We start from the raw sequence: 22,934 nt of genomic DNA, 5'->3' as shown, positions 1-22,934 counted from the left end.
TCTAAAAAAGCCGAGTCGTACTGCTGTAGACTCGGCTTTTGCTTGTATGAATAGTATTATTCCTTGTTTTCAGCATCAATAGCTTTGATTTTTTGCTTCACCAATTCGAGGTCATCTTTCAGTTTTTGTACCTTTCGATTCATCTCATCGATGAGACTATTGCCCTTTTTACTGGTGCTATTGAGGAATCCTAGATTGTTCTCATAAGTGATAATCTCTTGTTTCAGAGCCTCATAGCGATGCATCAGTCGGCCACGTTCGTTGCCCAAAGCGTCTTCTCCGCGCTTCGCTATGTTCTTGATGTTGTTGCGGAAGTTGTCTAATCGTTTGCGGGCAGTAGTGATATTCAACTCCTTATAGAGCTTATCCAGCACGTCGTGGTATTCCTTATAGACTTTATCTTTGTCTTTGAAAGGCACGTGACCAACCTTATTATACTCGTCAACAAGGCTTTGTACCTTCTCTTGGATGTTGTCGGAGGCCTCTTCGCACAGGGTTTTGAGCTGCTCAATGATGCTATGTTTCTTTTCAAGATTGGCATGCTCTTCGTTTCGAGTACCCGAATTGGCTGCGTTACGAGCTTCAAAGAACTTGTTACATGCACCGAGAAACTCTTCCCATAGTTGGTCGCCTAGCTTTCTAGAAACCATTCCTATGGTTTTCCACTCTTTCTGTAGAGCAATCAGTTTATCGCTGGTAGACTTCCATTCTGTGCTGTCTTGTAATGCTTTTGCTTTTTCTACGAGTGCTTTTTTCTTCTCTGCATTCTCAGCAAATTGTGATTTCATCGTCTTGAAATACTCTGCCTTGGCATTGAAGAATGTATCACAAGCAGTACGGAAACGCTCGAATATCTTCACATTCATCTTTTGTGGAGCAAATCCAATGGTCTTCCATTCGGCTTGAATGGCTATGATTTCCTTGGTATGTGTCTCCCAATCGGCAGCGTTCTTATTCTCTTGTTTGCATATCTCTTCGGTTCTTTCGCAGAGTGCAGTCTTCTTGTTTAGGTTCTCTTCTTCCTTAGAACGCAACTCTTCGAAGTGCTGTTGATGGCGCTTATTAATGACGGTTGATGCGGCTTTGAAGCGAGTCCAAATCTCTTCGCGTAGTTCTTTAGCCACCGGACCAATCTCTCTATACTCCTGATGTAGCTCTTGTAGCTGGTGAAAGGCGCTTACAATGTCTGTTTCTTCAGCCAATTTCTCGGCAGCTTCACATAACTTTGTCTTCAATTCCAAGTTTTTCTTGAAATCGTATTCGCGTGCTTCGATGTTCAGTTTCAGTAAATCATAGAACTGCTCTACATAGAGTTGGTAGTTTCGCCACAACTCATTGGCTTTGTCAGCTGGTACAGCTTTGATTTCTTTCCACTGTTGTTGTATCTCTTTGAATTCTTGATATGACTTATTGGCTTCATCGGGTGATGTGGCCATATTCTTTATCTTCTCAATGATTGCGAGCTTTTTCTCTAGGTTAGCTTGCTTCTCTTCTTCCTGTTGTTTGAAGAGTTCGGCTCTCCGTTCTTTGATGACACTCATCTCAGCCTTGAATATTTCTTCGGCTTCATCGGGCAAAACCTGATATTTCTCCGGGTCTCCTCCTTCTTCCAAATATGCTTTTTGCTGTGCATCGCGCTCAGCAATGTGCAGTTTATAGAACGTTGTTTTCAGGTGATCCAGTTCGTCCTTGGTAGGATTTTCGTTGTTGCCGACGATTTCTTTCAGCCGTTCTATCACTTCTTGTTTGGTGGTATAGGCCTTCGTTGCAACTTTTTCTTCTTGTTTTCCCACTTCAAGGGCATTTTCTTGAGAGTCCATCATGTCGCTATTAAGTTGATGAGATACAGTTAATACAATGTCTTCTAATAAGACATATCTCATGCAAACTTAAATAAAATAATTGTAAATTCCTAGTAGAATTGATATTTTTTAACTACAATCTCACAGCAAACGCTTGAAGCGGAGAATCCACCAAGAGAGCCCTGATACGAAGATTGAAATAAAAAGTGCTATACAGAAGCCCCATCGACTGGTCTCCATACCATTGATAAGGTTCATTCCGAAGAGTGATGCGATGAGTGTCGGGAACATCATGATGATAGATACGGAAGTCAGTGTACGCATCGTGGTGTTAATGTTGTTGTTGATGATGCTGGAATAAGTATCCATCGTTGACTCTAAAATATCTGAGTAGATGGCCGTGGTCTCGCGTGCCTGTGTCATCTCAATGTTGACGTCTTCGATAAGGTCGGCGTCTAATTCGTCCACTTGTAGCTTGAATTTCAACTTTGACAGCAGGTTTTCGTTTCCTCGAATAGAAGTGGTGAAATAGGTAAGTGAATCCTGTAATCTGCTCAAACCTATCAAACTTTCGTTGTTCACTCCTTGGTCCAGATTATGTTTAGCCTTTTCTATGAGTGCATTAATTTGCTTTAGACGTTTCAGATACCACACGGCTGAAGAAAGGAATAGCCTGAAAATCATGTCGACATAGTCCGTAAAGCCTTCACTACGTTTCTGCTGATAGCTTACGAAGTCAATCATCATGTTGGTCTCGTAGAAGCAAACAGTGATGGTAACGTCTTTCTTATGGATGATACCTAAGGGCACAGTGGTGTATGGCGTACGCGAACGAATCTCCTTCACATACGGTATACGCAAGATAATGAGCATCCACCCGTCGTCGTATTCATAGCGGGCACGCTCGTCGGTATCGCTGATATCTGATAGAAAATAGTCGGGTATGTTAAATTCTTCTTCCAACAATTGTTGGTCTTCATCTGTTGGACACGTTACTTGTATCCAGCAATTGGGTTGCCATTCTTTAATGGCGGTCAAGTTATCTGTAATATTCCAGTAGGTTCTCATGTCTGCCAATCTCCACATTAAATAATAACCGGTGTGGGGATTCGCATCTAGCTAAATCCTCACGCCAACGAATTAAAGTTTTCCGCGTGATAATCGTCCATAGGAATTAATAGTTTGATTTAACTTTGCAAAGATACATTAAAACGTCCGCATTTCCAAGGAAACCCCATGATTTTTTCTCCATAGCGATTTAGGCAGTCTCGTTTTCTTTACGAATACGAAACTGTGTGAAATATACGAAAAGGATGTTACGAATCTTGTAGTTCTTAGATGATGCTTTGAATTAGAAAAACATAATTATTAGAAGTGGTGGTGTGGATATTGGTAGAGTTCATTTTTTGTCGGGCATATGTATTTCACCGTTTCTCACTTGAGTGGGTGTGCCATGCAAATGGAGCTTACAAAACGTCGACATACTTTGTTGCGAGGAGAAGTGGAGTCTCTCAGCTATCTCTAAATTACTTTATTTTTCGGACTTATTTTTTTTTTTTGAATTTTTGGCATAGTTTGTAATGATTTTGCAAAAATATAATTCTATACCTTGATGGAATTCCTTTGTTTTGACCGAATTATAAAAAAATAGACACGAATTAGTAAATTAAAATTGTATTTAAGTCTTTACTTTTGTCTACATCAAGTGGATAGATTTATATATATGCGAAATTATTTACCCTGTTTTTCCACTATGACTGTTTAGCAGAGCCTGCATAGACATCTAGTGTTTGTGCAGGTCTCTCTATTTTTTATAGCTAGATTGTAGCAATTTTGCTATAATAAAGACCGGGAAGAGGCTTCTGCTTCTTCCCGGTCTTTATTATTTAATAGGTTTATTGTAATTTATAATCTCATTTTTTCTTTCCTACTTGCTTCAAAGCTTCTTTCAGTAGGTTCCAGAAAGGAGCCACGGTGGCAATCTCGCAACGCTCGGTAGCGGTGTGAGGACTGCGAATCGTAGGTCCAAGACTAACAACATCCAAATGTGGATATTTGCCGAGAATGATAGAACACTCCAATCCAGCGTGGTCTACTTGTACGATTCCGTCTGTCTTATTCTGCTCTTTGTAGATGTCCAGCAATGTGTTCAGTGTCTCGCTATCGGGATTTGGATTCCATCCACTGTAGCTTCCACTCATTGTAACCTTCATGCCGGCCATATTGAAGCAGCTCTCTAAAGTCTCAGCTATGCACTCCTTCATCTCGTCGTTAGAACTGCGAGCCAAAATTTTGAACGAAGCATTGCCGCCACCGATATTGATAATAGCGAGGTTGGACGATGTCTCTACCACTTCTGGGATAGCCGGAATCATACGCATCACACCATTGTGGCACGCGTAGATGGCATTCACAAGGTTATCGCTAATCTCTACAGGCACTTCCTTTTCGGGTGTTTCTACATCTTCGGCAACAAGCATAATGTCTTTCTCAATGCCCTTGTATTCTTCATTAAACTCTTCGCACCAGTCGGCTACAAGTTCTTTCAGTGCTTCGACATTCTCCTTTGGCAATGTCAATACTACTTCGGCCTTGAATGGGATGGCGTTACGCATGTTGCCACCTTGCCATGTAGCCAAGTGAGCATCGCACTCGCTGATGGCCGAACGTACGAAACGAACCATAAGTTTGTTCGCATTACCGCGACCTTCGTGTATCTCCAAACCGGAGTGACCGCCACGCAAACCACTCAAAGTCACTTTCACGGCAGCATCGTTCTTGTCTGTAGCCACTTCCTGATAGCCCATATCTGCTGTCACATCGATACCACCGGCACTACCGATAACGAATTTTCCCCATGATTCAGAGTCTAGATTCAGCAGGATATCACCCTTCAGTACGCCCGGTTTCAAGTCGTTCGCTCCGAACATACCGGTTTCTTCGTCGGCAGTGATGAGTCCTTCTACCGGTCCGTGCTGTAAGTCTTTCGCCTCCATCACGGCCATGATGGTAGCCACGCCCATACCGTTGTCAGAACCAAGTGTGGTGTTATTGGCATATACCCATCCGTCTACGATGCGTGTTTCGATGGGATCGGTTTCAAAGTTATGATTGCTTTCGGGTGCTTTTTGGGGTACCATGTCCATATGAGCCTGCAAGATGATGCCTTTACGGTCTTCCATTCCGGGGGTAGCGGGCTTACGCATGATGATATTTCCGGCCTCGTCTTGGAATGCCTCTACGCCTACACGCTTAGCAAAGTCGAGCAAGAAAGCTTGGATTTTTTCCAAATGTCCCGATGGACGAGGTACTTGTGTCAGTGCATAAAAGTTTTCCCAGATACATTTAGGGTCTAGATTTCTGATTTCGCTCATAGTCTTTATGTTTTTAAATGAATAATGCTTATTTTGCAACATGATGTTTCTTGGTGAACGATAGTACCAACCATGCATATATACCCAGTGCTACGACGAGCAACGTTTGTATGGAGTGCACGATGAGAACGAAGTTCAGTGCGTCGACAGCTTGCACACCATAGAGTATCAACATGGTCTTTACGGCAAAATGCCAAGACCCTGCACCGTTGGGAGTGGGTACGATGACGGCGATGCTTCCTACGATAAATGTCACCAATGCGCATGACATGCCAAGCCCGGCCGTGCTCTCAAAGCAAAAGAACGTGAGATAGTAGTGCAGGAAGTAGCTCCCCCAAATGGCCAGCGTGAAGAAGATGAAGCGTGGCAGATTGCGCACTTTGCGCAGCGACATGATACCTTGTTTGATGCCGTCTACTGTCTCTTTCACCTTATTAAATACACTAAGCTTCTTCAGTATGACCCCTCCCAATGCTATGACAGCCACCAAGCAGATACCTGTAACCATCCATCCCGTACTTGTAAAGCTGTGTATGAGGTGGTCGAGACTCGTGCCGGTCTTCAAGAAGAACGTGTCGAACGTTCGGAGTTGGAAGATAAGGGTAAGTGCTGTAATCAACAATACGAGTAAAGAGTCAATGGCTCGTTCGGTCACCACGGTACCCAAGGCTTTTGGAAATGATGTGCCGTCGTAGCGATGGAGCACACCGCAACGGGCAAATTCGCCTACGCGAGGCACCACAAGGCTTACGGCGTAGGATAAAAATACGGAATTGACGAGTGTCGACATGCGCGGATGCTCACCTACCGGTTCCAATGTTTGGCGCCAACGCCAACCTCTGAAAGCCTGAGCCAAGACACCGAAAGGGAAGGAGAGTAACATCCATCCCCAGTTCATTTGGTGGAACAACACGTCTTGCACGGCGTGGAAATCGAATCCACGATACATCCAATAAAGGATGGCTCCGCCTAATATCAGCGACAGTGCTACTTTAGAAATATCTCCTATTGTCTTTTTCAAGCCGGTTGCGTTTTCTTAGTTGCTATTAGCCACAAAGTTAAGAGAATTCAGTCTAAATACAAAGAAAATACCATTCTAATTTCCTTAAATCGTCGATGAGAGGTGATAATGGGGTAAGGGAGGGAGTGTTGCATCCCAAGTCGGCTTATATTTACCGCCTAAAACAGACTTATACATGATAGGAGCGAATTGTATTTGCTCTTTTAGTATGTGTCTTTTCGTACTAGACAGATAACTCTTAATTTGTTGCAAAGGCTAGGCAGCATTACTGCCACATCTTTTCAGCATTGCTGCAAAAGCCAAACAGCAATACTGCTATGGGATTGCAGTTTGCTAATAGACGAGTTAACGAGTAGACAACTAAATGAGTTGGGAGTGAGAAATGAGGAGTTTTGAGTGATGAGTTGGATTATACTTTCTGTTTAACGATGACGGTGACACCGCTTAGAATCAGCAAAATGCCGAGGCAGAGGCGCAGGGTTATCGTTTCATGGAACAAGCATACACCGATAATAACGGCTGTAACGGGTTCTAAGGCGCCCATGATGGCAGAGGGAGTGGAACCAATTTTGGCAATAGCTATATTCATAAAGAAGAGCGAAAGTACCGTGGGCAGCAAGGCCAATTGGAATGCGAAAGCCCAGTCTTTGGCTGTATGAAGCATCTGAATGGGCGCACCGGCCAGCAAACTGAATAGGTAGACGGCGATAAATCCGAAGAAGACAACCCAAAAGGTGTATTTCAATGGTGGAATATCCACGCTCCACCGGTTTACGGAGACAATGTACACGGCATAGAGCAACGACGAGAACATGACGAGCAGGAAACCGGCTGTGCTGAGTTTGCTGTCTCCCTCACCATGGTAGAGTAGCGCTACACCGCTTAACGCCAATAGGATTGCCAGGGACGCCCCCCACGTTATGCGCTCGTGAAAGAGTAAGGTCATGAGCATAGCTGTCATGATAGGGTAGACGAAAAGCAGTGTGGAAGCGATGCCGGCAGCCATGTAATGGAAGCTCAGGAAGAGCGTCATAGACGACAAAGCGAAAATGCTGCCCAGTAAAGCCAGTCGGATGGCATGGCCAAGTTTAATACGGAAGTTCTCTCGGCGTACCAACATGATGACGGCAAAGATGACTATGGCTAGCCCATAGCGATACATCACGACCGAATAGGAGTTGATGCCATCGGCATACAAAGGTAATGCGCCGAGTGGATTAGTGCCATAACAGATGGCAGCCATGGTTGCTGCCAAGAATCCTTTTACGTTGTTGCTCATCGTTCTGAGATTATATTTGGCTGCAAAGGTAAGGCAAATAAATGATAAAAGTTTCGCATGGATGCTCTACTTTGGAGTAATCGGGAGTTAAAAGGAGTTAGCAGGAGTTACCAGACAAATGTCTGTTGTCGGCATACCGGTAAAGAGTAAACGGACTAATAAATATCGATTCAGTGCAGATTATCGCATAGTTTTTGTATTTTTGCAGACACATCAATCCATAGACAGATGAAACTAGTCAAACCAAAGAAGAATCTGGGACAGCATTTCTTGACCGATTTGAATATCGCGAAGCGCATTGCCGACACCGTAGATGCGTGTCCGGATATTCCCGTATTGGAAATCGGACCGGGTATGGGTGTCCTTACGCAGTATCTGGTAGAGAAGCCTCGCGAAGTAAAAGCTGTGGAGATAGACAGCGAGTCGGTGGCTTTCTTGTACGAGAAGTTCCCCTCGTTGCACGAGAATATCATAGGTGAAGACTTCTTACGCATGGATTTGAACGATATATTCGGTGGCCGTCAGTTCGTGTTGACGGGCAATTACCCTTACGATATATCCTCGCAGATATTCTTCAAGATGCTTGATTACAAGGATTTAATACCCTGTTGTACGGGTATGATACAGCGAGAAGTGGCGCTACGTATGGCTTCGGCACCGGGTAGTAAAGCCTATGGCATCTTGTCGGTGTTGATACAAGCGTGGTACAATGTGGAATATTTGTTCACCGTTGATGAGCATGTGTTCAATCCGCCTCCTAAAGTGAAGAGTGCCGTTATCAGAATGACGCGCAACAAAGTGACCGATTTGGGATGCGACGAGAAACTTTTCAAGCGATTGGTGAAGACTGTGTTCAACCAGCGTCGTAAGATGTTGCGTGTAAGTATCAAGCAGATGTTTGGTGCCGAGAAGCCTGAACAGGCCTTCTTCGAGCAAGATATTATGACCAAACGTCCAGAACAATTGAGCATAGCAGAATTTGTAGAACTGACTAATCAGCTGAGTAAGTTGGCATTATAACAGTTTTAATCGATGTCTCGAATAATCGGTTATTCGAATATAATTAATTTATGACCCCACAATATACAACCCTTTACCAACAGATTAAGAGTTTGATAGCCAATGAAACCAACGTAGTTGGTGTGCTAGCCAATGTTTCCGCTGCCTTACGAGAGGCTTTCCCGGAGCGTTTCTTTTGGGTAGGGTTTTATCTAAAAGTAGGTGATGGCATGTTGAAGTTGGGACCGTTCCAAGGTTCGGTGGCCTGTTACAATATCCCGTATGGTAAAGGCGTGTGTGGCACGGCATGGAAAGAAGGGCGCACACTCGTGGTTCCCGACGTGGAAGCGTTTCCCGGACATATTGCTTGTAGCAGTCTGTCGCGCAGCGAAATAGTAGTACCGATGTACGATTCTGCCCACCAATTTTGGGGTGTCTTGGATATTGACAGTACCGCTCTTGCCGATTTTGATGAGCCAGATCAAGAGGGATTGGAGGCTATTGTGGCTTTGGTGATGGACGAGATAGGCGACTTGATGTAAAAAAAATAAGCACCTAACACTTGTGAATATCCGAATTAATACCTAATTTTGTGAAACAGAAATTTTACAATACGATAATATGATTGACGTACAAGCAACATTAAAAGATGCGGGAGAGCGCATGGAGATGGCAGCAATGTATCTCGAAGACCAACTCTCACACATTCGTGCAGGTAGAGCCAACGTGGCAATTCTCGACGGAATACGCGTAGAGTCTTACGGACAACGTGTCCCTTTGAATCAAGTGGCTAACATCTCTACCCCCGATGCACGTACTATTGCGATTAAGCCTTGGGATCGTAAGGCCATCAGAGACATCGAAAAGGCTATTATGGATTCCGAAGTGGGCATTACACCTGAGAACAATGGCGAGATTATTCGATTGGGAATACCTCAGCCAACAGGCGAACGTCGTAAGGAATTAGTGAAGCAATGCAACAAAATTGGCGAGAAGACGAAAGTCGAAGTACGTAATGTGCGTTCTGAATTTAAGGACAAACTGAAGAAAGCTATCAAAGACGGGTTGTCCGAAGATAACGAGAAGGACGCCGAAGCTGACTTGCAAAAGGTTCACGACAAGTATATCAAGCGCATCGACGATGCTTTGGCCGAGAAGACCAAAGAGATTATGACGGTGTAATTTGAATGGGTGAGGGATAATAAGTGATGGATTAGAGTTTATAATCTTTCATCTATTATTTCTCACTTCTTATTATTTGCATGCACGGACTAGTCATAAAAAACACGGGTAGTTGGTACACCGTGAAGACTGATGATGGGAAAATCATCGACAGTAAGATTAAAGGAAACTTCCGACTAAAGGGTATCCGAACCACAAACCCTGTAGCCGTGGGCGACTATGTGGAGTTAATTACCAATCAAGAGGGTACGGCTTTCATCTCGGCTATTGATGATCGGCGTAACTATATTATCCGAAAATCGCCCAATTTATCGAAACAAAGTCAGATAATCGCAGCCAATCTAGATTTGGCTATGCTTATTGTGACTGTTAATTATCCCACTACTTCCACCACATTTATTGACCGTTTCCTCGCTGTAGCAGAAGCTTACCGCGTGCCGGTGGTGCTTGTATTCAACAAAAATGACCTTTTGAGTGAAGAAGAACGACATTATCAGGAGATGATGATGACACTTTATGATACCATTGGCTACCAGTGTGTAGCCGTATCTGCCGAGACCGGAGAGGGAATAGATACCTTGTTACCCCTGTTGCAAAGCAAGGTGACTCTGTTGAGCGGTAACAGTGGAGTGGGAAAATCGACACTTATCAATCGGTTAATACCCGGAGCCAAACAGCGGACTGCCGAAATCAGCGATGCCCATAACACCGGAATGCACACTACAACATTCAGTGAGATGCTCGAAGTGCCCAGTGGTGGCTATGTGATAGACACACCGGGGGTAAAAGGATTCGGTACGTTTGACGTGGAAAAAGAAGAGTTGACAAGTTATTTCAAGGAGATATTCCACTTCTCGAAAGACTGTCGGTTCTCTAATTGTACGCATACCCATGAGCCCGGATGTGCGGTGTTGAAAGCTGTGGAAGACCATTATATTGCGGCAAGCAGGTATCAGAGCTATCTCAGTATGTTGGAAGATAAAGATGAGAATAAATATAGGGAAGCCTTTTAAGAGGTATATCCTTTCTCAACCATAAAATTAAAGAGAGATAAAAATAAAAAAGTTGATGCATTTTTTGTTTCCTTCTGCAAAGGAAACACCACAAATGTCATTGGTATTATTATTGGCGCGAGTTATCTTCGGCCTCTTGTTGGCTAGTCATGGATGGCAGAAATTGATGGCATTCAGTGCGATGTCGGCTCAGTTCCCCGACCCGATTGGTGTGGGAAGTGAGTTCTCTTTGGCACTTGCTATCTTTGGTGAATTGGTTTGTTCTGTTGCTTTTGTGTTCGGTTTCTTGTCACGTTTGGTCGTTATCCCGATGGCTTTCACACTGTTGGTAGCCTTTGCAACGGTTCATCACTTCTCTATTTCAGAGGGCGAACTGGCTTTCGTTTACCTCATGGTCTACTTATTGTTGTTTTTGACCGGTCCCGGACAACTCTCAATAGATGGTTGGATAGGTCGTAAATTGAGCAGAAGATAAACAAAAATACAGACCGATTAGACGGTCTGCATGCCTATACGCAGTTTCAACATCTCTGTTGGAACTGCTTTTTTGATGTGTTCTGCCAAGGTATCGCGAAGTGTTTTGCGGATAAAGTCTTTACCTGTTATCATTACGATGTGGCGCGTTGGTACCGGAAGAGCGAACGGACGGACAAGTTCTTTTTGCTCCGACGTGAGCTGAGGCAGAGCTAGTTCGGGGATAAAAGTAACCCCTTTGCCGCTCTCTACCATTCGCATGAAGGTCTCAATGCTGCCTAGGCTGTAGGCTTTCTTGCTACGATTGGCCTCTTTAAGTTCGCAGAATTTCACCAATTGGTCGCGGAAACAGTGGCCTTCATCAAGCAACCAAAGGTATTCACCAGTCAAGTCGACGGTCTTGATAAGTTTGTTTTCGAAGAGTTTATCGCCTTTAGCCACATAAGCGAAGAACTTTTCGTAGAACAACGGAGTCACATCGACATCGTCCATGCCATCAAGTTGCGCCACGATACCGGCATCGATTTCTTCATGTAATAAAGCTTTCTTCAGTTCTTCTGTCTTCATCTCTGTGATGCGGACATCCATATCGGGATGCTCATTCATGAGTTGTGGGAAGAAACGAGGTATCAAGTAAGGGGCGATAGTGGGCAATATGCCGATGTTGAAAGTGCCTAATAGTGAGTTACGCTCCTCTTCTACGGTTTCTTTGAGGCGTCGTGCCTGTACTAAAACCTGCCATGCTTGCTCAATAACGGGCATCCCCTGTACCGTCGGAACGATGGGTTGCTTGCGTCGTTCGAATATTTTTAGTCCTAATTCTTCCTCTAGTTTCTGAATCATCGAGCTGAGAGTAGGTTGCGTAACGTTGCAGGCATCGGCTGCTTTGGCAAAGTGTTTGTGCCGATAGACGGCTATCACGTATTCTAGTTGTTGTAGTGTCATATTATATTTATGTCTGTGTTGGTTGTTTACAAAGTTACGTATTAAATTTTAAGTAAATGGTATCGGGCGACTAAAAATATAATCGATTGATAATGACCGTGTTATCATTGGTGATAGTTTTTATCTATCGACCGATAGATTTTATCTGTTTGAATCGCTTGATAGATTGATTATCTTTGCATCACAAAGAAACAAAACCAACACAATTAACACAAAAATAAAAATCAAAAGTATGACACCAATTATCAATACACAGGTTCCTGAGTTCAAAGTAGAGGCCTATCACAACGGTAGCTTCAAGAGTGTATCAAACGAAGATATCAAAGGCAAGTGGGCAGTATTCTTCTTTTATCCCGCTGACTTTACTTTCGTATGTCCTACAGAACTTGAAGATTTGCAGGAAAAGTATCAATACCTCAAGTCAATAGGGGTGGAAGTTTACTCTGTAAGTACCGATACTCACTTCGTACATAAGGCTTGGCACGATGAATCTCCTAGTATTAAGGCCATTGAATATCCTATGTTGGGCGACCCTCGTGGCGTTTTGACACGCGGTTTCGGTGTTTATAAGGAGGATGAAGGAGTGGCTTACCGCGCTACATTCGTTGTAAATCCGGAAGGACTCATCAAGGTTGCCGAGGTACAGGATAACAATATCGGTCGTAACGCAGCTGAATTGGTTCGCAAGATAGAGGCTGCTCAGTTTGTAGCTACCCACGATGGCGAGGTTTGTCCGGCTCGTTGGATGAAGGGTGACAAAACCTTGAAGCCCGGAATCGACCTTGTAGGTAAAATCTAAGAATCATTCTTGATCGACCAACATAAAATCTGTTAGATATATTTATTCAAGTTTTACCCATGTCAGTGGCTGCTAGAAGCTACTGCATGGGTATTTTTTATGGGGTTATTTGATAGAAGTTATCTTCTTGTCATAGATAATATCTAATATCCGGCAGCCCAAAGCGATGCTGAAATGAGTGTCATCATAGAAGTTATGATAGTCGCTCCATGCCAAATAAGGGCGTGAAGCAAAGTTGAATACATGCTCTTTACCGAAGATTTCTTCCAGTATCTTTACGTCAGAAGGATTGGTTAATACTTTGTCTAAACGTGGAGATATAATAATTTTAAACTTAGTTTGATGGCGCCGACAAATTTCATAGATGCGTTGCAGACACTCTCTTTGTTGACTATATATATATTGTGGTGCTGTGCGGACGGTGTAAGTATGTTCTTTCAATGGCTTTCCCGGTCCGTCGGTCCAATACTTCTCGCCGGTAGCCTTTATCTGATTGTCGGCATCTATGACGGCGTCGTTGGTGTAAGTGGCACGAGTTGGCAGTGTAGGCTCAATCACTCCTTTCATCTTGTGCGTATATTGGTGAGTGAATTGATACTGCAAATAGGGAAATAAAAATTTCGGTGTGAAGAACGATTGTAAGAACATAGCCTGAAAAACACACTCGCTTTGCCCCGAAACTTCGGGTGGAACAGCGTGCATGATACCCGATTGTGGCTGCGGTTTAGCCAGACTATTGGCTTCGAGTACGATGAGTATATTCTTAATTTTCTGTCCTTCTTGTCGGTCGAGTGCTTCTAATTTCAATGCTATATCACCTATAGCCTCGTTGTTACCGAACATTCTGAACGGACTTCCCTGTATATATTTACTCCAGTAAGTGGTCTGGAACGACATGGTAGTCGATGTTCCCATGACGAAAGAGTCATAATGTCGCAATGCACGAAAGCGTTTGTACTTCAGCCAACTAATAGTTCCTTCGCTTTGGTAGACCCTTGAATGATCGTAATCGGTGTACGAACGTAGTACCATAAAGGGATCGGCTGCTACGTAATAACCTACTAATAGCAAGAACGGCAGGGCTATCAGCAGGCTCTTAATATAGAATTTTCTCTGCATGATGAATCAAAATTGAATATAGATAAAGTTGTCTACACCGAATGCCCCATATATGAATATGAGCAACAGCAGTACATAATAGCATGCCCAACGTACCAAAGGGCGTTGACGAGCGGTCCAATCGATGAGGTTACAACGCTCGTGATGGATATATTCTACAACCAACATGACTACCGTAGCGATTCCAAAATAAATCCAATAGCGGTCGGCCATGCCTAGTTGAAGTTCTTTTATGGAGTAGTTAATACCGTCGAACATGTGGCGATAAGCATACAGCGTATCGCTCAGCGTGGCGATACGGAATAGCAAGAGTGATAGAGCGAACAGAATATAGGTACGCGCTATCATGATGGTTGTCCACAACCAAGAGGGCAACCACTGTCTAACGCGCTCACGCATATTGTGGGCTGCGGTCTCATAGATGATGATAACGCCTTGGAAAAGTCCGTAGAGTGCAAACGTCCAACCGGCTCCATGCCATACGCCGATAGTGATAAAGGTAACCAAGAGAGCAAAGTAAATGCCCGTTTTTCCCCATTGTCGGCAGCTGGCAGAGAGGGGCATGTAGATATAATCGCGCACCCAAAAAGAGAGAGACATGTGCCAACGGCGCCATAACTCGCCCGTAGAGGTAGATGCAAATGGTCGGTTGAAGTTGGGAGACAGGGTGAATCCCAACATTAGAGCGAGTCCGATGGCCATGTTGGTATATCCTGCAAAGTCGGCATAGAGTTGGATAGGGTAGATGAGTGTGGCCTGTAGAATCTGCATACCTGATGCTTCGCGCACGCTATCGAAGACCGTACTGAGTGGTGTTGCGACACGATCGGCCACCACTAGTTTCATGAAAGCACCCCATGCAAGCAACTTTGTCCCTGCTACCACTTTGTCGTAGCAGAACGTATGAGCCTTCTTGAATTGTGGCATGAATTCTTGTGCCCGCTCGATAGGACCCGACAAGAATTTCATGAAGAGCAGCATGTACAGCGTAAAGTCCAATAAATCTTCTTCATCATCTTCTCCCCAATAGATTTCTATGAGGTAAGAAATGGCTTGAAAAGTATAGAACGAGATGCCCAAAGGAAACACCGGTAGCCAATAACGACTCACGAGCCACGTACCGGCAAGTATTGCCAGTCCGCCCATAAAGATGTATGGGGCTTGCTTGGTCTCTGCTTTGCGATGTAACCAACGTCCCCATACGAAGGTGACGAGGCTCATAGCAACGGCAAAAATCAAGTAAACGATGTGGTAATAACCTATGAAAACACAGCTCGAAAGGAGCAATATGCCCCTCTGCCACTGTCGTTCGGCCTTCGCATAAAACAAGATGAAGGCCAGAAACATACAGCAGAAAAACGGTATCGAAAGAAATTCCATAGACCTATCTTAGCTGTTGCGGATGATGACGTCGCACATATCACCTACGTTCTTCGACTTGATGATGTCGCGCATCTTAAAATGTATGCCGTAACGCGATTCTATTTCGCTGATGATAGTCATGTTGGTAATAGAGTCCCAGTTGTCAATATCATTGGTCGACATGTCGAAATTGAGTTGTAACTCCGGTTCGTTCAGTACGCTTCTGAAAATACCTTGTAATTGTTCTAATACCTCGTTTCTTTCCATTTTGATGTCTCTTTTTATATAATGTTGCTTGATTTCCTTAAGATATGTATAGGAGTTGTCGGGAGTTAAAGCTGCTTAGCTGCTTGAAGTAAACGGACATGTGTCTGTTAACTCCGTTAATTATTCCAACGTCTCGAAGAGATGTTTAACTCCCGATAACTTCCGAGTTGTCGATTCTCTTATATTTCTTCTTTTAACTTCTTCCTATCAATCTTGTTATTCACATTGAGTGGGAACTTATGGCGATAATGTATCTTGGCCGGAACCATGTAGACGGGCAACTTCTTCTTCACCCTTTCCATGAGACCTTGCTCTGTCGACGTGTCGGCCGACTCTACTACGAGTTCTATTCTGTTTACCCCACGCTCGTCACCCATAGGCAATGCCACCACGGCCGTGCTGTTATCGAAGTAGTCACGAGCTACACATTCTATCTCGCTGAGTTCGATACGAAATCCTTGTATCTTGATTTGAGAGTCTTTACGACCATAGTACATGATGTCGCCATCCTCATCGGCTACGCAAATATCGCCTGTACGATAATATCTTTTGCCGTCTTTCATGAAGAAGGCTTCACGGTTCTTTTCCTCATTACGCCAATAGCCCGGTGTCAGTTGGGCACCGGCCAAGCACAGTTCACCTTTTTCGCCTGTTGCAACTGGCCGGCCTGCGTCGTCGGCTATGAATGTATCAACCCCTTGCATACCGCGCCCGATGCTGACAATACCGTTTACCGTCTTATTGGGCTGGCCGGGATGGTAGTCGTAATAAGTGCAAAGGATGGTGTCTTCGGTAGGTCCGTAGGTGTTCATGATGCGTGCGTTAGGCACACAGGCAGCCCATGCTGCGAGATCATCGTCCATCAAAGCCTCACCGGCAAACATGGCATAACGCAACTGAGGCAAGTTAAGCTCGTCAACGTATGGCCGTAGATAGTGTATCACCGAGGGCACCATCATGAAGAAAGTAATAGGGTAGGTGTCGAGAAGTTCAAATGCTGCCATGTATTTCACGTGCTTATAAGACACTGTGTACACACATCCACCGGCTAGAAGCGGCAGCAGATACGACATGACGGAGAGGTCGAAAGTGAGGTCGAACATCTGCATGCCCTTGTCTTCGGGTGTCAATGTGATGCCCATGGCGAAGAAAGCATCGACAAACGCCTGTAGATTGCCACGCGTAAGAGGTACACCTTTGGGGCGACCAGTGCTTCCCGAAGTGAATAAGATATAGGCCAATTCGCTGTCATCGCATGCTACCGGCTGCTCTAACGTAGCATTCGCACCATCTAACTGAGCCGTCATGATGACATCAACATGTTGATAACGCGTCTCAGAACTTGAATCCAAGACGAGCGTCATGTCCATTTGTTCAATGATATCAAGGCATCGTTCGAGCGGTTGCCCGGGATGCAAAGGAATATAACACTTGCCTTCCATCCACAAAGCGAGGATAGATGCGTAAGTCTGTAAGTCGTCGTTGGCCACTAAACCGACGTTTTTTTCTGGCCTACTTTGTAATTCCCAGCGAATGGCAGCAATAGTTTCTGCTAGTTGTTGATACGAATAGTAAATGTGTTCTATACAGAATGCCGGACGTTCTTGATAAGTTTCTAATACCTGAGAGAGTTGGGCGATTACTTGTTTCATAAGTTTTTTAACGAATTAAGCCGTATCTTTATGAGTTATATATATGTTTTTAAAACGCGGAAAGTCCGAAAATCCCCCTTCAAAATCTTGATTTTTATGATTCTTTAACGTATTTATAACATTTATTTTCGTACACAATCGATTTTCTGCAGAGCTGTGGCAAGATTGCTATTAAGTCGAGTCAGCATTGCTGCCAAGGCCAAACAGCGATATTGCCGAGCTATTGCAGTAAAATGGTTAAAGCATCTGAATTTGTTTTAAAAGTCACGTTTGCGATTAAACGAAGCTTATTTTGTCTCGTCATAAGATTAAACGTTGCCAATAAGGCAGGCGAATAATATCAAATTTATTATATCCTTAATGTTCCTCTAACGCCTGTTTTTGGTCCTATTCTTTTTGAATGGCTAATGAAATCTAAAGCTAATCATAAGTCATCTGATGATTCAAGAGTTCTTCCTCCTAATATATTGATACCGCCATCATCCCCGTTTCTTTAGTATATTTTTACGGGTAATGTGTATCTTTTTTGCCTTTATGATGAGTTAAACGTTTTTTATAGTCAATAATGTAGTTATATATCAGTTGAAGAATTTGGTAATTTTATTGTTTTAGTATCAGAAGGTATTACTCCTATAAATAAAGAATCGAGATGAAGCTAAGACTTCATCTCGATTCTTATATTTTGCTCATATTTTGTTTATAGAGGGATTTGGTATGCCCTCTCTTTGACCTTTATAAGCTTTTCTGATTGAATATTAGAAGTTATAGTAGAAACCTAGTGTTACGTTGTTGCCGTCGAGATTGGCTCCCCAAGCATTGCTGCTCTTGTCGGCACCGTCGTATTTCTGTGATTTCCAGCCCAAGAAACCTGCGTGAGCCACAAAGCTGAACTTCGGATTCAGGTTTAATGCCACACCCGGTTTTACACCTACGTTCCACTCATTGATAGAAGGAGCAGCAGTACCGGCGTTGTTGTAGTGTGTATAACCAAAGCCACCATCAACAAATACGTTGACCATCTTGCTGTGGAAGAATGTATAACGTGCATACGGAGATACGGTGATGTAGTTTCTGCTGTTGTCTTCGATAGAGACAGGGTCGCCCTTTCCGAAGCCGACAGTGGTACCTACAGCCCAGTCGCGGTTGACATTGTAACCCAGTTCGGGCAACACCGCATACGTAGTAACGCTTTCGCCACCTGCCAATTTAGAAGATGCGATACCAAAGTTACCACCTAAATACACTTGTGCGTTTGCTGAAACAGCTATCAATGCAGCTGCAAAAGCCATCATAATTTTCTTTTTCATAATCCTTAAAAATTAATCCTATTGTTTTGTAAATACTGTCTACAAGACGATGAAAAAGCGATAGATGTTACACGAGAAATATGTTTTTTAACACAAAAACACTGATACGAGGTATTGCACCTTATTATATATAAACTGCAGTTTAAGGATATTAACAGAGATAAACAGTCTTTATCATATCACGGCTTGGAATAAATAGAATCGCCATGCAAGTAGATTTTCTTGCATGTGCTAATCCGTTTGTGATGATACAGTTGTTTGTATTCATGGTGTATATAATTGGTTTTGAATACAAAATAATAAATATAGGCCGAGAGTGGACGGTTGTTACTGCTTATTTTATTAAGAATGTAGTCTAAAATCATAATAAGATAATGAATAGATGTGTATGAGATGAAAAAACGTTATCTTTGTAGAAGCTAAGCCGCACTCGGCAAATTGAAAGTAAACTTTCATTGCGCTCGTGTGCGTTATCTTTGTAAAATAACGTAATACAAAATGAATATTCAAGACTATTTTAATTTGAAAGACGACTTAAGCAGTCGTGAAGAGACCATAGAACGTATATCCGGAGGTGCCTCTTTTAAAGGGGCTTCGCTTTGGATTCTTATCTGTGCTATTTTCATAGCATCGTTAGGACTCAACGTAAATTCTACGGCCGTTATTATCGGAGCCATGCTTATATCTCCATTGATGGGACCTATTATTGCCATGGGGTTGGCTGTAGGGATTCGCGATCTCTTGTTACTGCGCCGGGCGTTTAAGAATTATCTGGTAGCTACAATTATTAGTATCGCTACTGCCACCATCTTTTTTATGTTATCACCTTATCATGAAGTGCAATCGGAGTTGTTGGCACGTACTTCACCTACGTTGTACGACGTGTTGATAGCTTTTGTTGGTGGTGTGGCCGGGGTGATAGCGTTGAGTATTAAAGATAAGGGAAATGTGATACCGGGTGTTGCTATTGCCACAGCTTTAATGCCACCGCTTTGTACTGCAGGCTTTGGTATTGCTTCGGGGAATCTAGCCTACTTTGCCGGAGCTTTCTTCTTGTATTTTATCAATACCGTTTTTATAGCGTCGGCAACATGGATTGGAGTGCGTTTCATGAAGTTTACACCCCGTACATTTGATAATGACCGCCGTGCCACCATCGTACAACGCTGGATAGTTGGAATCATTGTTGTAACGATGATACCGGCTGCTTTCATGACATGGAACATCGTTAGAGAGAGCTATTTCAAGACACAAGTAAACTCTTTTGTACACGACCGGTTACGTTGGGAGGGTTCGCAGGTGGTGACAAGTAATGTAGGAGCTGACAGTACTTTGCGTGTTGTGGTAGTCGGTAAGACATTGAGTGACTCCGTGATAGCATTGGCTAAGCAGTCGATGATAGCCTATCCGGCATTGACTGGATATAAATTGAAGTTAATTCAAGGCTCTGTATCAGATAGTTTACGGGCTGTCGCAGGTTTACAAGCTACGGATACTGAGTCTGAGAAAGTACAGTTGTTAGAGAAGCAAACGCAAGAAAACGAGGAATTGACGGGAAAACTAGAGCAATATACGCGGTATGAAAGGCTGAGTAAACAGATGTGTAGCGAAATGCATATATTGTTTCCGGAGGTTCATAGTTTAAGTATGTCTTCTTCGTTAGAGGTGAGTGCTGATACCATCAAGCCTCAAAGGCTGATTATAGCCGTTGTTGGAACCACGAAAAGAATGCCGGATATGAGTAGAGAAAAGTTGAAAACTTGGATTGAAAATAGAATTGGAAAGTCTGTTTTAGGTAATCAATCTACCGGCGGAGTGAATTTAAAGGTGCTCTATGAATAAGAGATGGAGAAGAAAGTATTCTTGTAATAGCCTTCTATAGAATCTTATAGATAGATTGCAGAAGCCTCGAGAAATTAGTATCTTTGCACCATGGATTTATCAGAACTCAAGGATAAGCGGATAGCTGTGCTGCTTTCGGGCGGCGTAGACAGCAGTGTAGTGGTCTATGAATTGGCCACTAAGGGACTGAAGCCCGACTGTTTCTATATCAAAATTGGACCGGAAGAGCAGGAAGAATGGGATTGCTCATCGGAAGAAGATTTGGAAATGGCAACGGCAGTAGCAGCTCGTTACGGCCTAAAATTGGAAGTTATAGACTGCCATCATGAGTATTGGAACCAAGTAACCAAGTACACTATGGACAAGGTGAAGGCTGGCTATACGCCCAATCCCGATGTGATGTGTAATCGACTGATAAAGTTTGGTGCTTTCGATGAGAAGCGTGGACACGACTACGACCTCATTGCTACGGGGCATTATGCACAGACTGAAATTATAGATGGGGAGAAATGGCTTGTTACAAGTCCCGACCCGGTGAAAGATCAAACCGACTTTTTGGCTCAGATATACGATTGGCAACTGAAGAAAGCCATCTTCCCAATCGGACATTATGTAAAAGATGAGGTTCGACAGATTGCCGAACGAGAGCATCTTATCAATGCTAAAAGAAAGGATTCGCAGGGTATCTGCTTCCTTGGACAGATAGATTACAACGAATATTTGCGTCGTTACCTAGGCGAAAAGCAAGGCGATGTACTCGAATTAGAGACCGGTAAGAAGATAGGAACACACCGTGGACTGTGGTTTCATACCATCGGTCAGCGCCACGGATTGGGTTTCGGAGGTGGTCCTTGGTTCGTTGTGAAGAAAGATGTAGAGCAGAATGTGCTCTATGTGAGTAAGGGGTATGATCCTAAGACTGCCTATAAGCAAGAGTTTAAGGTGCATGATTTCCATTTCTTGACGAAGCCCGTGGAAATGAAAATGGTCACATTTAAGATTCGTCATACTCCCGAATACCATCCAGCTGTGATGGAAAAGATGGATAACGGAATGTATTTGGTGCGTGCAGAGAAGCCTATTCATGGTGTGGCACCGGGACAATTCTGTGTGGTTTACGATGAAAACCATCATCGTTGTTTTGGTAGCGGAGAGATAACGGTGTAAGGTTCTTCTTGCGATTATTCTGTATGATAAAGATAAGACGAGTTTTCTAAGGAAACTATTCTTCCTCTCTTTTATGCTGTTCAAAGAACTTTTTGGTAGCTGTAAAAAATAAGATGACGCCTGAAGTTTGTGCGATGGCGACCATCCAAAACGTTGCTGAATAGCCTAAATATTCGGCAACGACTCCTCCAAGTAATATTCCAATCCCGAAACCGGCATCCCATGACGTGAGAATACTGGAATTAGCAGTACCTCGTTCATCATGTCTGGCTACAGCGATGAACATATTGAGAAATCCAGGATACATGTGTCCATTGCCTAATCCGATGAGGATGGCCGACCCATAATAACCGATTACATTGGGAAAAGCGGCAAAGAGCGTGTATCCAACCATTGATAGTAACATGCCTTCGGCTGCATTTTGTGTCAGCAAACCACGTCGTAAAGCTTTTGCTCCTTGCAATCTTGATGCGAAGAGTCCTATAGATAAGATGGCAAAATAGGTTCCTGTGCCACCGGTAATACCCATTGTTTCTTTGCTATAAATAGCTAAATAGTTGCTCAAAACGCCAAAACAGAATCCGAAGAAGGCTATGTTGACTGCCATTAACCAACCTCTAATGAGGAAGAAACGGTCTAAGGATAATTGTCTTTTACGGCGTACTATCTGCTTTGTTGGGACTTGAATAGACGACGCAACCCACAATCCTATCAACGCAAAGAATAATGCTATCCAAAAAAGAATGGTGAAATCTTGCAGATATTTATAGATGTAGATGCCTACAGAAGGGGCTATCGCCATGGCAAGATTATTGCTTAAACCATAGAATCCAATTCCTTCATTACGCCTACTCGATGGTAAAACGTCGATGGCTACCGTGCTGTTAGCCACTGTTACAGCTCCGAATGGTCCGCCATGCAGAGTTCTGATGATGGCAAACATGAGCAAAGTCGAAGCTGCGATGTATCCTCCGAAGAAGACGAAAAATAGTGCAAAGCATATCACTAGCACCTTTTTGCGCGAAAAACTGTCTACGATGAAACCGGAGAAGGGGCGCGTGAGCAGGGCAGCAATGGTGTAGCCAGACAGTATAATGCCAATGATATCCTTCGTAGCACCAAATCGTTCGCTTAAAAAGATAGGCAGTAGAGGTGTCAATATGTAGAATGCGAAGTATATCATTGAATTGGCTACCATCGCTTTTAGGTAGTTACCATTCCATAGTTTTTCTTTCATATCGTCCTTGTTATATAGGACAAAAGTAGTCAATTATTCGTAGACAGAGGGTAGGAATGGCTTTGTATTTTATACATGTAGGCATTGTCAAGT

At 43.4% G+C, this 22,934-nt stretch carries 20 protein-coding genes; 8 read left to right on the top strand and 12 right to left on the bottom strand.

The genetic code is table 11. From position 1 onward, the window contains the following. Positions 1–56 precede the first annotated feature (56 nt). The 5 genes from HMPREF3034_RS03310 to HMPREF3034_RS03290 form a co-directional block, all read right to left on the bottom strand. Complete coding sequence (locus HMPREF3034_RS03310) at positions 57–1,823, bottom strand: DUF349 domain-containing protein (RefSeq protein WP_062433193.1); 1,767 nt, start codon at positions 1,821–1,823, stop codon at positions 57–59. A 120-nt stretch (positions 1,824–1,943) separates the two neighbouring features. Further along, positions 1,944–2,870: a magnesium transporter CorA family protein gene (locus tag HMPREF3034_RS03305; RefSeq protein ID WP_062433190.1), complete on the bottom strand. Its 927-nt coding sequence runs from the start codon at positions 2,868–2,870 to the stop codon at positions 1,944–1,946. Positions 2,871–3,715: 845 nt separating this feature from the next. Beyond that, positions 3,716–5,176: an aminoacyl-histidine dipeptidase gene (locus HMPREF3034_RS03300; RefSeq protein WP_062433187.1), complete on the bottom strand. Its 1,461-nt coding sequence runs from the start codon at positions 5,174–5,176 to the stop codon at positions 3,716–3,718. A 28-nt stretch (positions 5,177–5,204) separates the two neighbouring features. Continuing rightward, entirely contained in the window at positions 5,205–6,197 is a 993-nt protein-coding gene (locus HMPREF3034_RS03295) for a lysylphosphatidylglycerol synthase transmembrane domain-containing protein (RefSeq protein WP_062433125.1), read from the bottom strand. Positions 6,198–6,606: 409 nt separating this feature from the next. Continuing rightward, complete coding sequence (locus HMPREF3034_RS03290) at positions 6,607–7,476, bottom strand: DMT family transporter (protein WP_062433122.1); 870 nt, start codon at positions 7,474–7,476, stop codon at positions 6,607–6,609. A 228-nt stretch (positions 7,477–7,704) separates the two neighbouring features. Here HMPREF3034_RS03290 and rsmA point away from each other — a divergent pair, with 228 nt between their 5' ends. From rsmA to HMPREF3034_RS03265, 5 genes are all read left to right on the top strand, one after another. Next, positions 7,705–8,496 carry a 16S rRNA (adenine(1518)-N(6)/adenine(1519)-N(6))-dimethyltransferase RsmA gene (gene rsmA / locus HMPREF3034_RS03285; protein WP_036899038.1) on the top strand — a complete coding sequence of 264 codons (792 nt, stop codon included), beginning with the start codon at positions 7,705–7,707 and terminating at the stop codon, positions 8,494–8,496. A 50-nt stretch (positions 8,497–8,546) separates the two neighbouring features. Then, positions 8,547–9,017, top strand: coding sequence for a GAF domain-containing protein (locus tag HMPREF3034_RS03280; RefSeq protein ID WP_062433119.1), 471 nt, complete (start codon positions 8,547–8,549; stop codon positions 9,015–9,017). 79 nt (positions 9,018–9,096) lie between these two features. Further along, a complete protein-coding gene (gene frr, locus HMPREF3034_RS03275) occupies positions 9,097–9,657 on the top strand; it encodes a ribosome recycling factor (protein ID WP_036899033.1) in 561 nt (186 codons plus the stop codon). 80 nt (positions 9,658–9,737) lie between these two features. Continuing rightward, positions 9,738–10,670, top strand: coding sequence for a ribosome small subunit-dependent GTPase A (gene rsgA, locus HMPREF3034_RS03270; protein ID WP_062433116.1), 933 nt, complete (start codon positions 9,738–9,740; stop codon positions 10,668–10,670). A gap of 94 nt (positions 10,671–10,764) precedes the next feature. Continuing rightward, positions 10,765–11,145, top strand: coding sequence for a DoxX family protein (locus HMPREF3034_RS03265; protein WP_369793954.1), 381 nt, complete (start codon positions 10,765–10,767; stop codon positions 11,143–11,145). A gap of 17 nt (positions 11,146–11,162) precedes the next feature. On the opposite strand, the gene HMPREF3034_RS03260 is transcribed toward HMPREF3034_RS03265, so the two are convergent. Beyond that, positions 11,163–12,089 carry a hydrogen peroxide-inducible genes activator gene (locus tag HMPREF3034_RS03260; RefSeq protein ID WP_062433113.1) on the bottom strand — a complete coding sequence of 309 codons (927 nt, stop codon included), beginning with the start codon at positions 12,087–12,089 and terminating at the stop codon, positions 11,163–11,165. A gap of 232 nt (positions 12,090–12,321) precedes the next feature. On the opposite strand from HMPREF3034_RS03260, the gene ahpC reads away from it, so the two are divergent. Beyond that, on the top strand, positions 12,322–12,888 hold the full coding sequence (gene ahpC, locus HMPREF3034_RS03255) for an alkyl hydroperoxide reductase subunit C (protein ID WP_036899026.1): 567 nt from the start codon (positions 12,322–12,324) through the stop codon (positions 12,886–12,888). A gap of 105 nt (positions 12,889–12,993) precedes the next feature. On the opposite strand, the gene HMPREF3034_RS03250 is transcribed toward ahpC, so the two are convergent. From HMPREF3034_RS03250 to HMPREF3034_RS03230, 5 genes are all read right to left on the bottom strand, one after another. Continuing rightward, on the bottom strand, positions 12,994–14,007 hold the full coding sequence (locus HMPREF3034_RS03250; protein WP_062433109.1) for a hypothetical protein: 1,014 nt from the start codon (positions 14,005–14,007) through the stop codon (positions 12,994–12,996). 6 nt (positions 14,008–14,013) lie between these two features. Beyond that, entirely contained in the window at positions 14,014–15,387 is a 1,374-nt protein-coding gene (locus tag HMPREF3034_RS03245; protein WP_062433105.1) for an MBOAT family O-acyltransferase, read from the bottom strand. Between the two features lie 9 nt (positions 15,388–15,396). Then, entirely contained in the window at positions 15,397–15,636 is a 240-nt protein-coding gene (locus tag HMPREF3034_RS03240; protein WP_062433101.1) for an acyl carrier protein, read from the bottom strand. Between the two features lie 179 nt (positions 15,637–15,815). Then, positions 15,816–17,288, bottom strand: coding sequence for an amino acid adenylation domain-containing protein (locus HMPREF3034_RS03235; protein WP_036899015.1), 1,473 nt, complete (start codon positions 17,286–17,288; stop codon positions 15,816–15,818). Positions 17,289–18,043: 755 nt separating this feature from the next. Beyond that, on the bottom strand, positions 18,044–18,595 hold the full coding sequence (locus tag HMPREF3034_RS03230) for an outer membrane beta-barrel protein (RefSeq protein ID WP_036899403.1): 552 nt from the start codon (positions 18,593–18,595) through the stop codon (positions 18,044–18,046). Positions 18,596–19,093: 498 nt separating this feature from the next. Between HMPREF3034_RS03230 and HMPREF3034_RS03220 the strand changes: the two genes are divergently transcribed. Together HMPREF3034_RS03220 and mnmA are read left to right on the top strand one after the other, a co-directional pair. Next, on the top strand, positions 19,094–20,437 hold the full coding sequence (locus HMPREF3034_RS03220) for a DUF389 domain-containing protein (protein WP_082721674.1): 1,344 nt from the start codon (positions 19,094–19,096) through the stop codon (positions 20,435–20,437). Between the two features lie 90 nt (positions 20,438–20,527). Beyond that, on the top strand, positions 20,528–21,604 hold the full coding sequence (gene mnmA, locus HMPREF3034_RS03215; protein WP_036899401.1) for a tRNA 2-thiouridine(34) synthase MnmA: 1,077 nt from the start codon (positions 20,528–20,530) through the stop codon (positions 21,602–21,604). Positions 21,605–21,659: 55 nt separating this feature from the next. Here mnmA and HMPREF3034_RS03210 read toward each other — a convergent pair whose 3' ends face one another. After that, the gene (locus HMPREF3034_RS03210) at positions 21,660–22,841 is read right to left on the bottom strand and encodes an MFS transporter (RefSeq protein ID WP_062433094.1); all 1,182 of its coding nucleotides are present in this window, start codon (positions 22,839–22,841) and stop codon (positions 21,660–21,662) included. Positions 22,842–22,934: the final 93 nt, after the last annotated feature.

Source organism: Prevotella sp. DNF00663 (assembly GCF_001553265.1).
In the GTDB taxonomy this organism is placed as follows: Bacteria; Bacteroidota; Bacteroidia; order Bacteroidales; family Bacteroidaceae; genus Prevotella.
Note: the sequence above shows the minus strand (reverse complement) of the source record. Positions and strands in the feature narration are given on the sequence as shown.

Excerpts from the sequence above, each read along its gene's own strand:
- HMPREF3034_RS03220 (WP_082721674.1), top strand. The coding sequence starts at position 19,094 with ATGAATATTCAAGACTATTTTAATTTGAAAGACGACTTAAGCAGTCGT.
- HMPREF3034_RS03235 (WP_036899015.1), bottom strand. The coding sequence starts at position 17,288 with ATGAAACAAGTAATCGCCCAACTCTCTCAGGTATTAGAAACTTATCAA.
- ahpC (WP_036899026.1), top strand. The coding sequence starts at position 12,322 with ATGACACCAATTATCAATACACAGGTTCCTGAGTTCAAAGTAGAGGCC.
- rsmA (WP_036899038.1), top strand. The coding sequence starts at position 7,705 with ATGAAACTAGTCAAACCAAAGAAGAATCTGGGACAGCATTTCTTGACC.
- HMPREF3034_RS03305 (WP_062433190.1), bottom strand. The coding sequence starts at position 2,870 with ATGAGAACCTACTGGAATATTACAGATAACTTGACCGCCATTAAAGAA.
- HMPREF3034_RS03245 (WP_062433105.1), bottom strand. The coding sequence starts at position 15,387 with ATGGAATTTCTTTCGATACCGTTTTTCTGCTGTATGTTTCTGGCCTTC.
- HMPREF3034_RS03240 (WP_062433101.1), bottom strand. The coding sequence starts at position 15,636 with ATGGAAAGAAACGAGGTATTAGAACAATTACAAGGTATTTTCAGAAGC.
- HMPREF3034_RS03310 (WP_062433193.1), bottom strand. The coding sequence starts at position 1,823 with ATGATGGACTCTCAAGAAAATGCCCTTGAAGTGGGAAAACAAGAAGAA.
- rsgA (WP_062433116.1), top strand. The coding sequence starts at position 9,738 with ATGCACGGACTAGTCATAAAAAACACGGGTAGTTGGTACACCGTGAAG.
- HMPREF3034_RS03230 (WP_036899403.1), bottom strand. The coding sequence starts at position 18,595 with ATGAAAAAGAAAATTATGATGGCTTTTGCAGCTGCATTGATAGCTGTT.
- HMPREF3034_RS03210 (WP_062433094.1), bottom strand. The coding sequence starts at position 22,841 with ATGAAAGAAAAACTATGGAATGGTAACTACCTAAAAGCGATGGTAGCC.
- HMPREF3034_RS03265 (WP_369793954.1), top strand. The coding sequence starts at position 10,765 with ATGTCATTGGTATTATTATTGGCGCGAGTTATCTTCGGCCTCTTGTTG.
- HMPREF3034_RS03300 (WP_062433187.1), bottom strand. The coding sequence starts at position 5,176 with ATGAGCGAAATCAGAAATCTAGACCCTAAATGTATCTGGGAAAACTTT.
- HMPREF3034_RS03250 (WP_062433109.1), bottom strand. The coding sequence starts at position 14,007 with ATGCAGAGAAAATTCTATATTAAGAGCCTGCTGATAGCCCTGCCGTTC.
- frr (WP_036899033.1), top strand. The coding sequence starts at position 9,097 with ATGATTGACGTACAAGCAACATTAAAAGATGCGGGAGAGCGCATGGAG.
- mnmA (WP_036899401.1), top strand. The coding sequence starts at position 20,528 with ATGGATTTATCAGAACTCAAGGATAAGCGGATAGCTGTGCTGCTTTCG.
- HMPREF3034_RS03260 (WP_062433113.1), bottom strand. The coding sequence starts at position 12,089 with ATGACACTACAACAACTAGAATACGTGATAGCCGTCTATCGGCACAAA.
- HMPREF3034_RS03280 (WP_062433119.1), top strand. The coding sequence starts at position 8,547 with ATGACCCCACAATATACAACCCTTTACCAACAGATTAAGAGTTTGATA.
- HMPREF3034_RS03290 (WP_062433122.1), bottom strand. The coding sequence starts at position 7,476 with ATGAGCAACAACGTAAAAGGATTCTTGGCAGCAACCATGGCTGCCATC.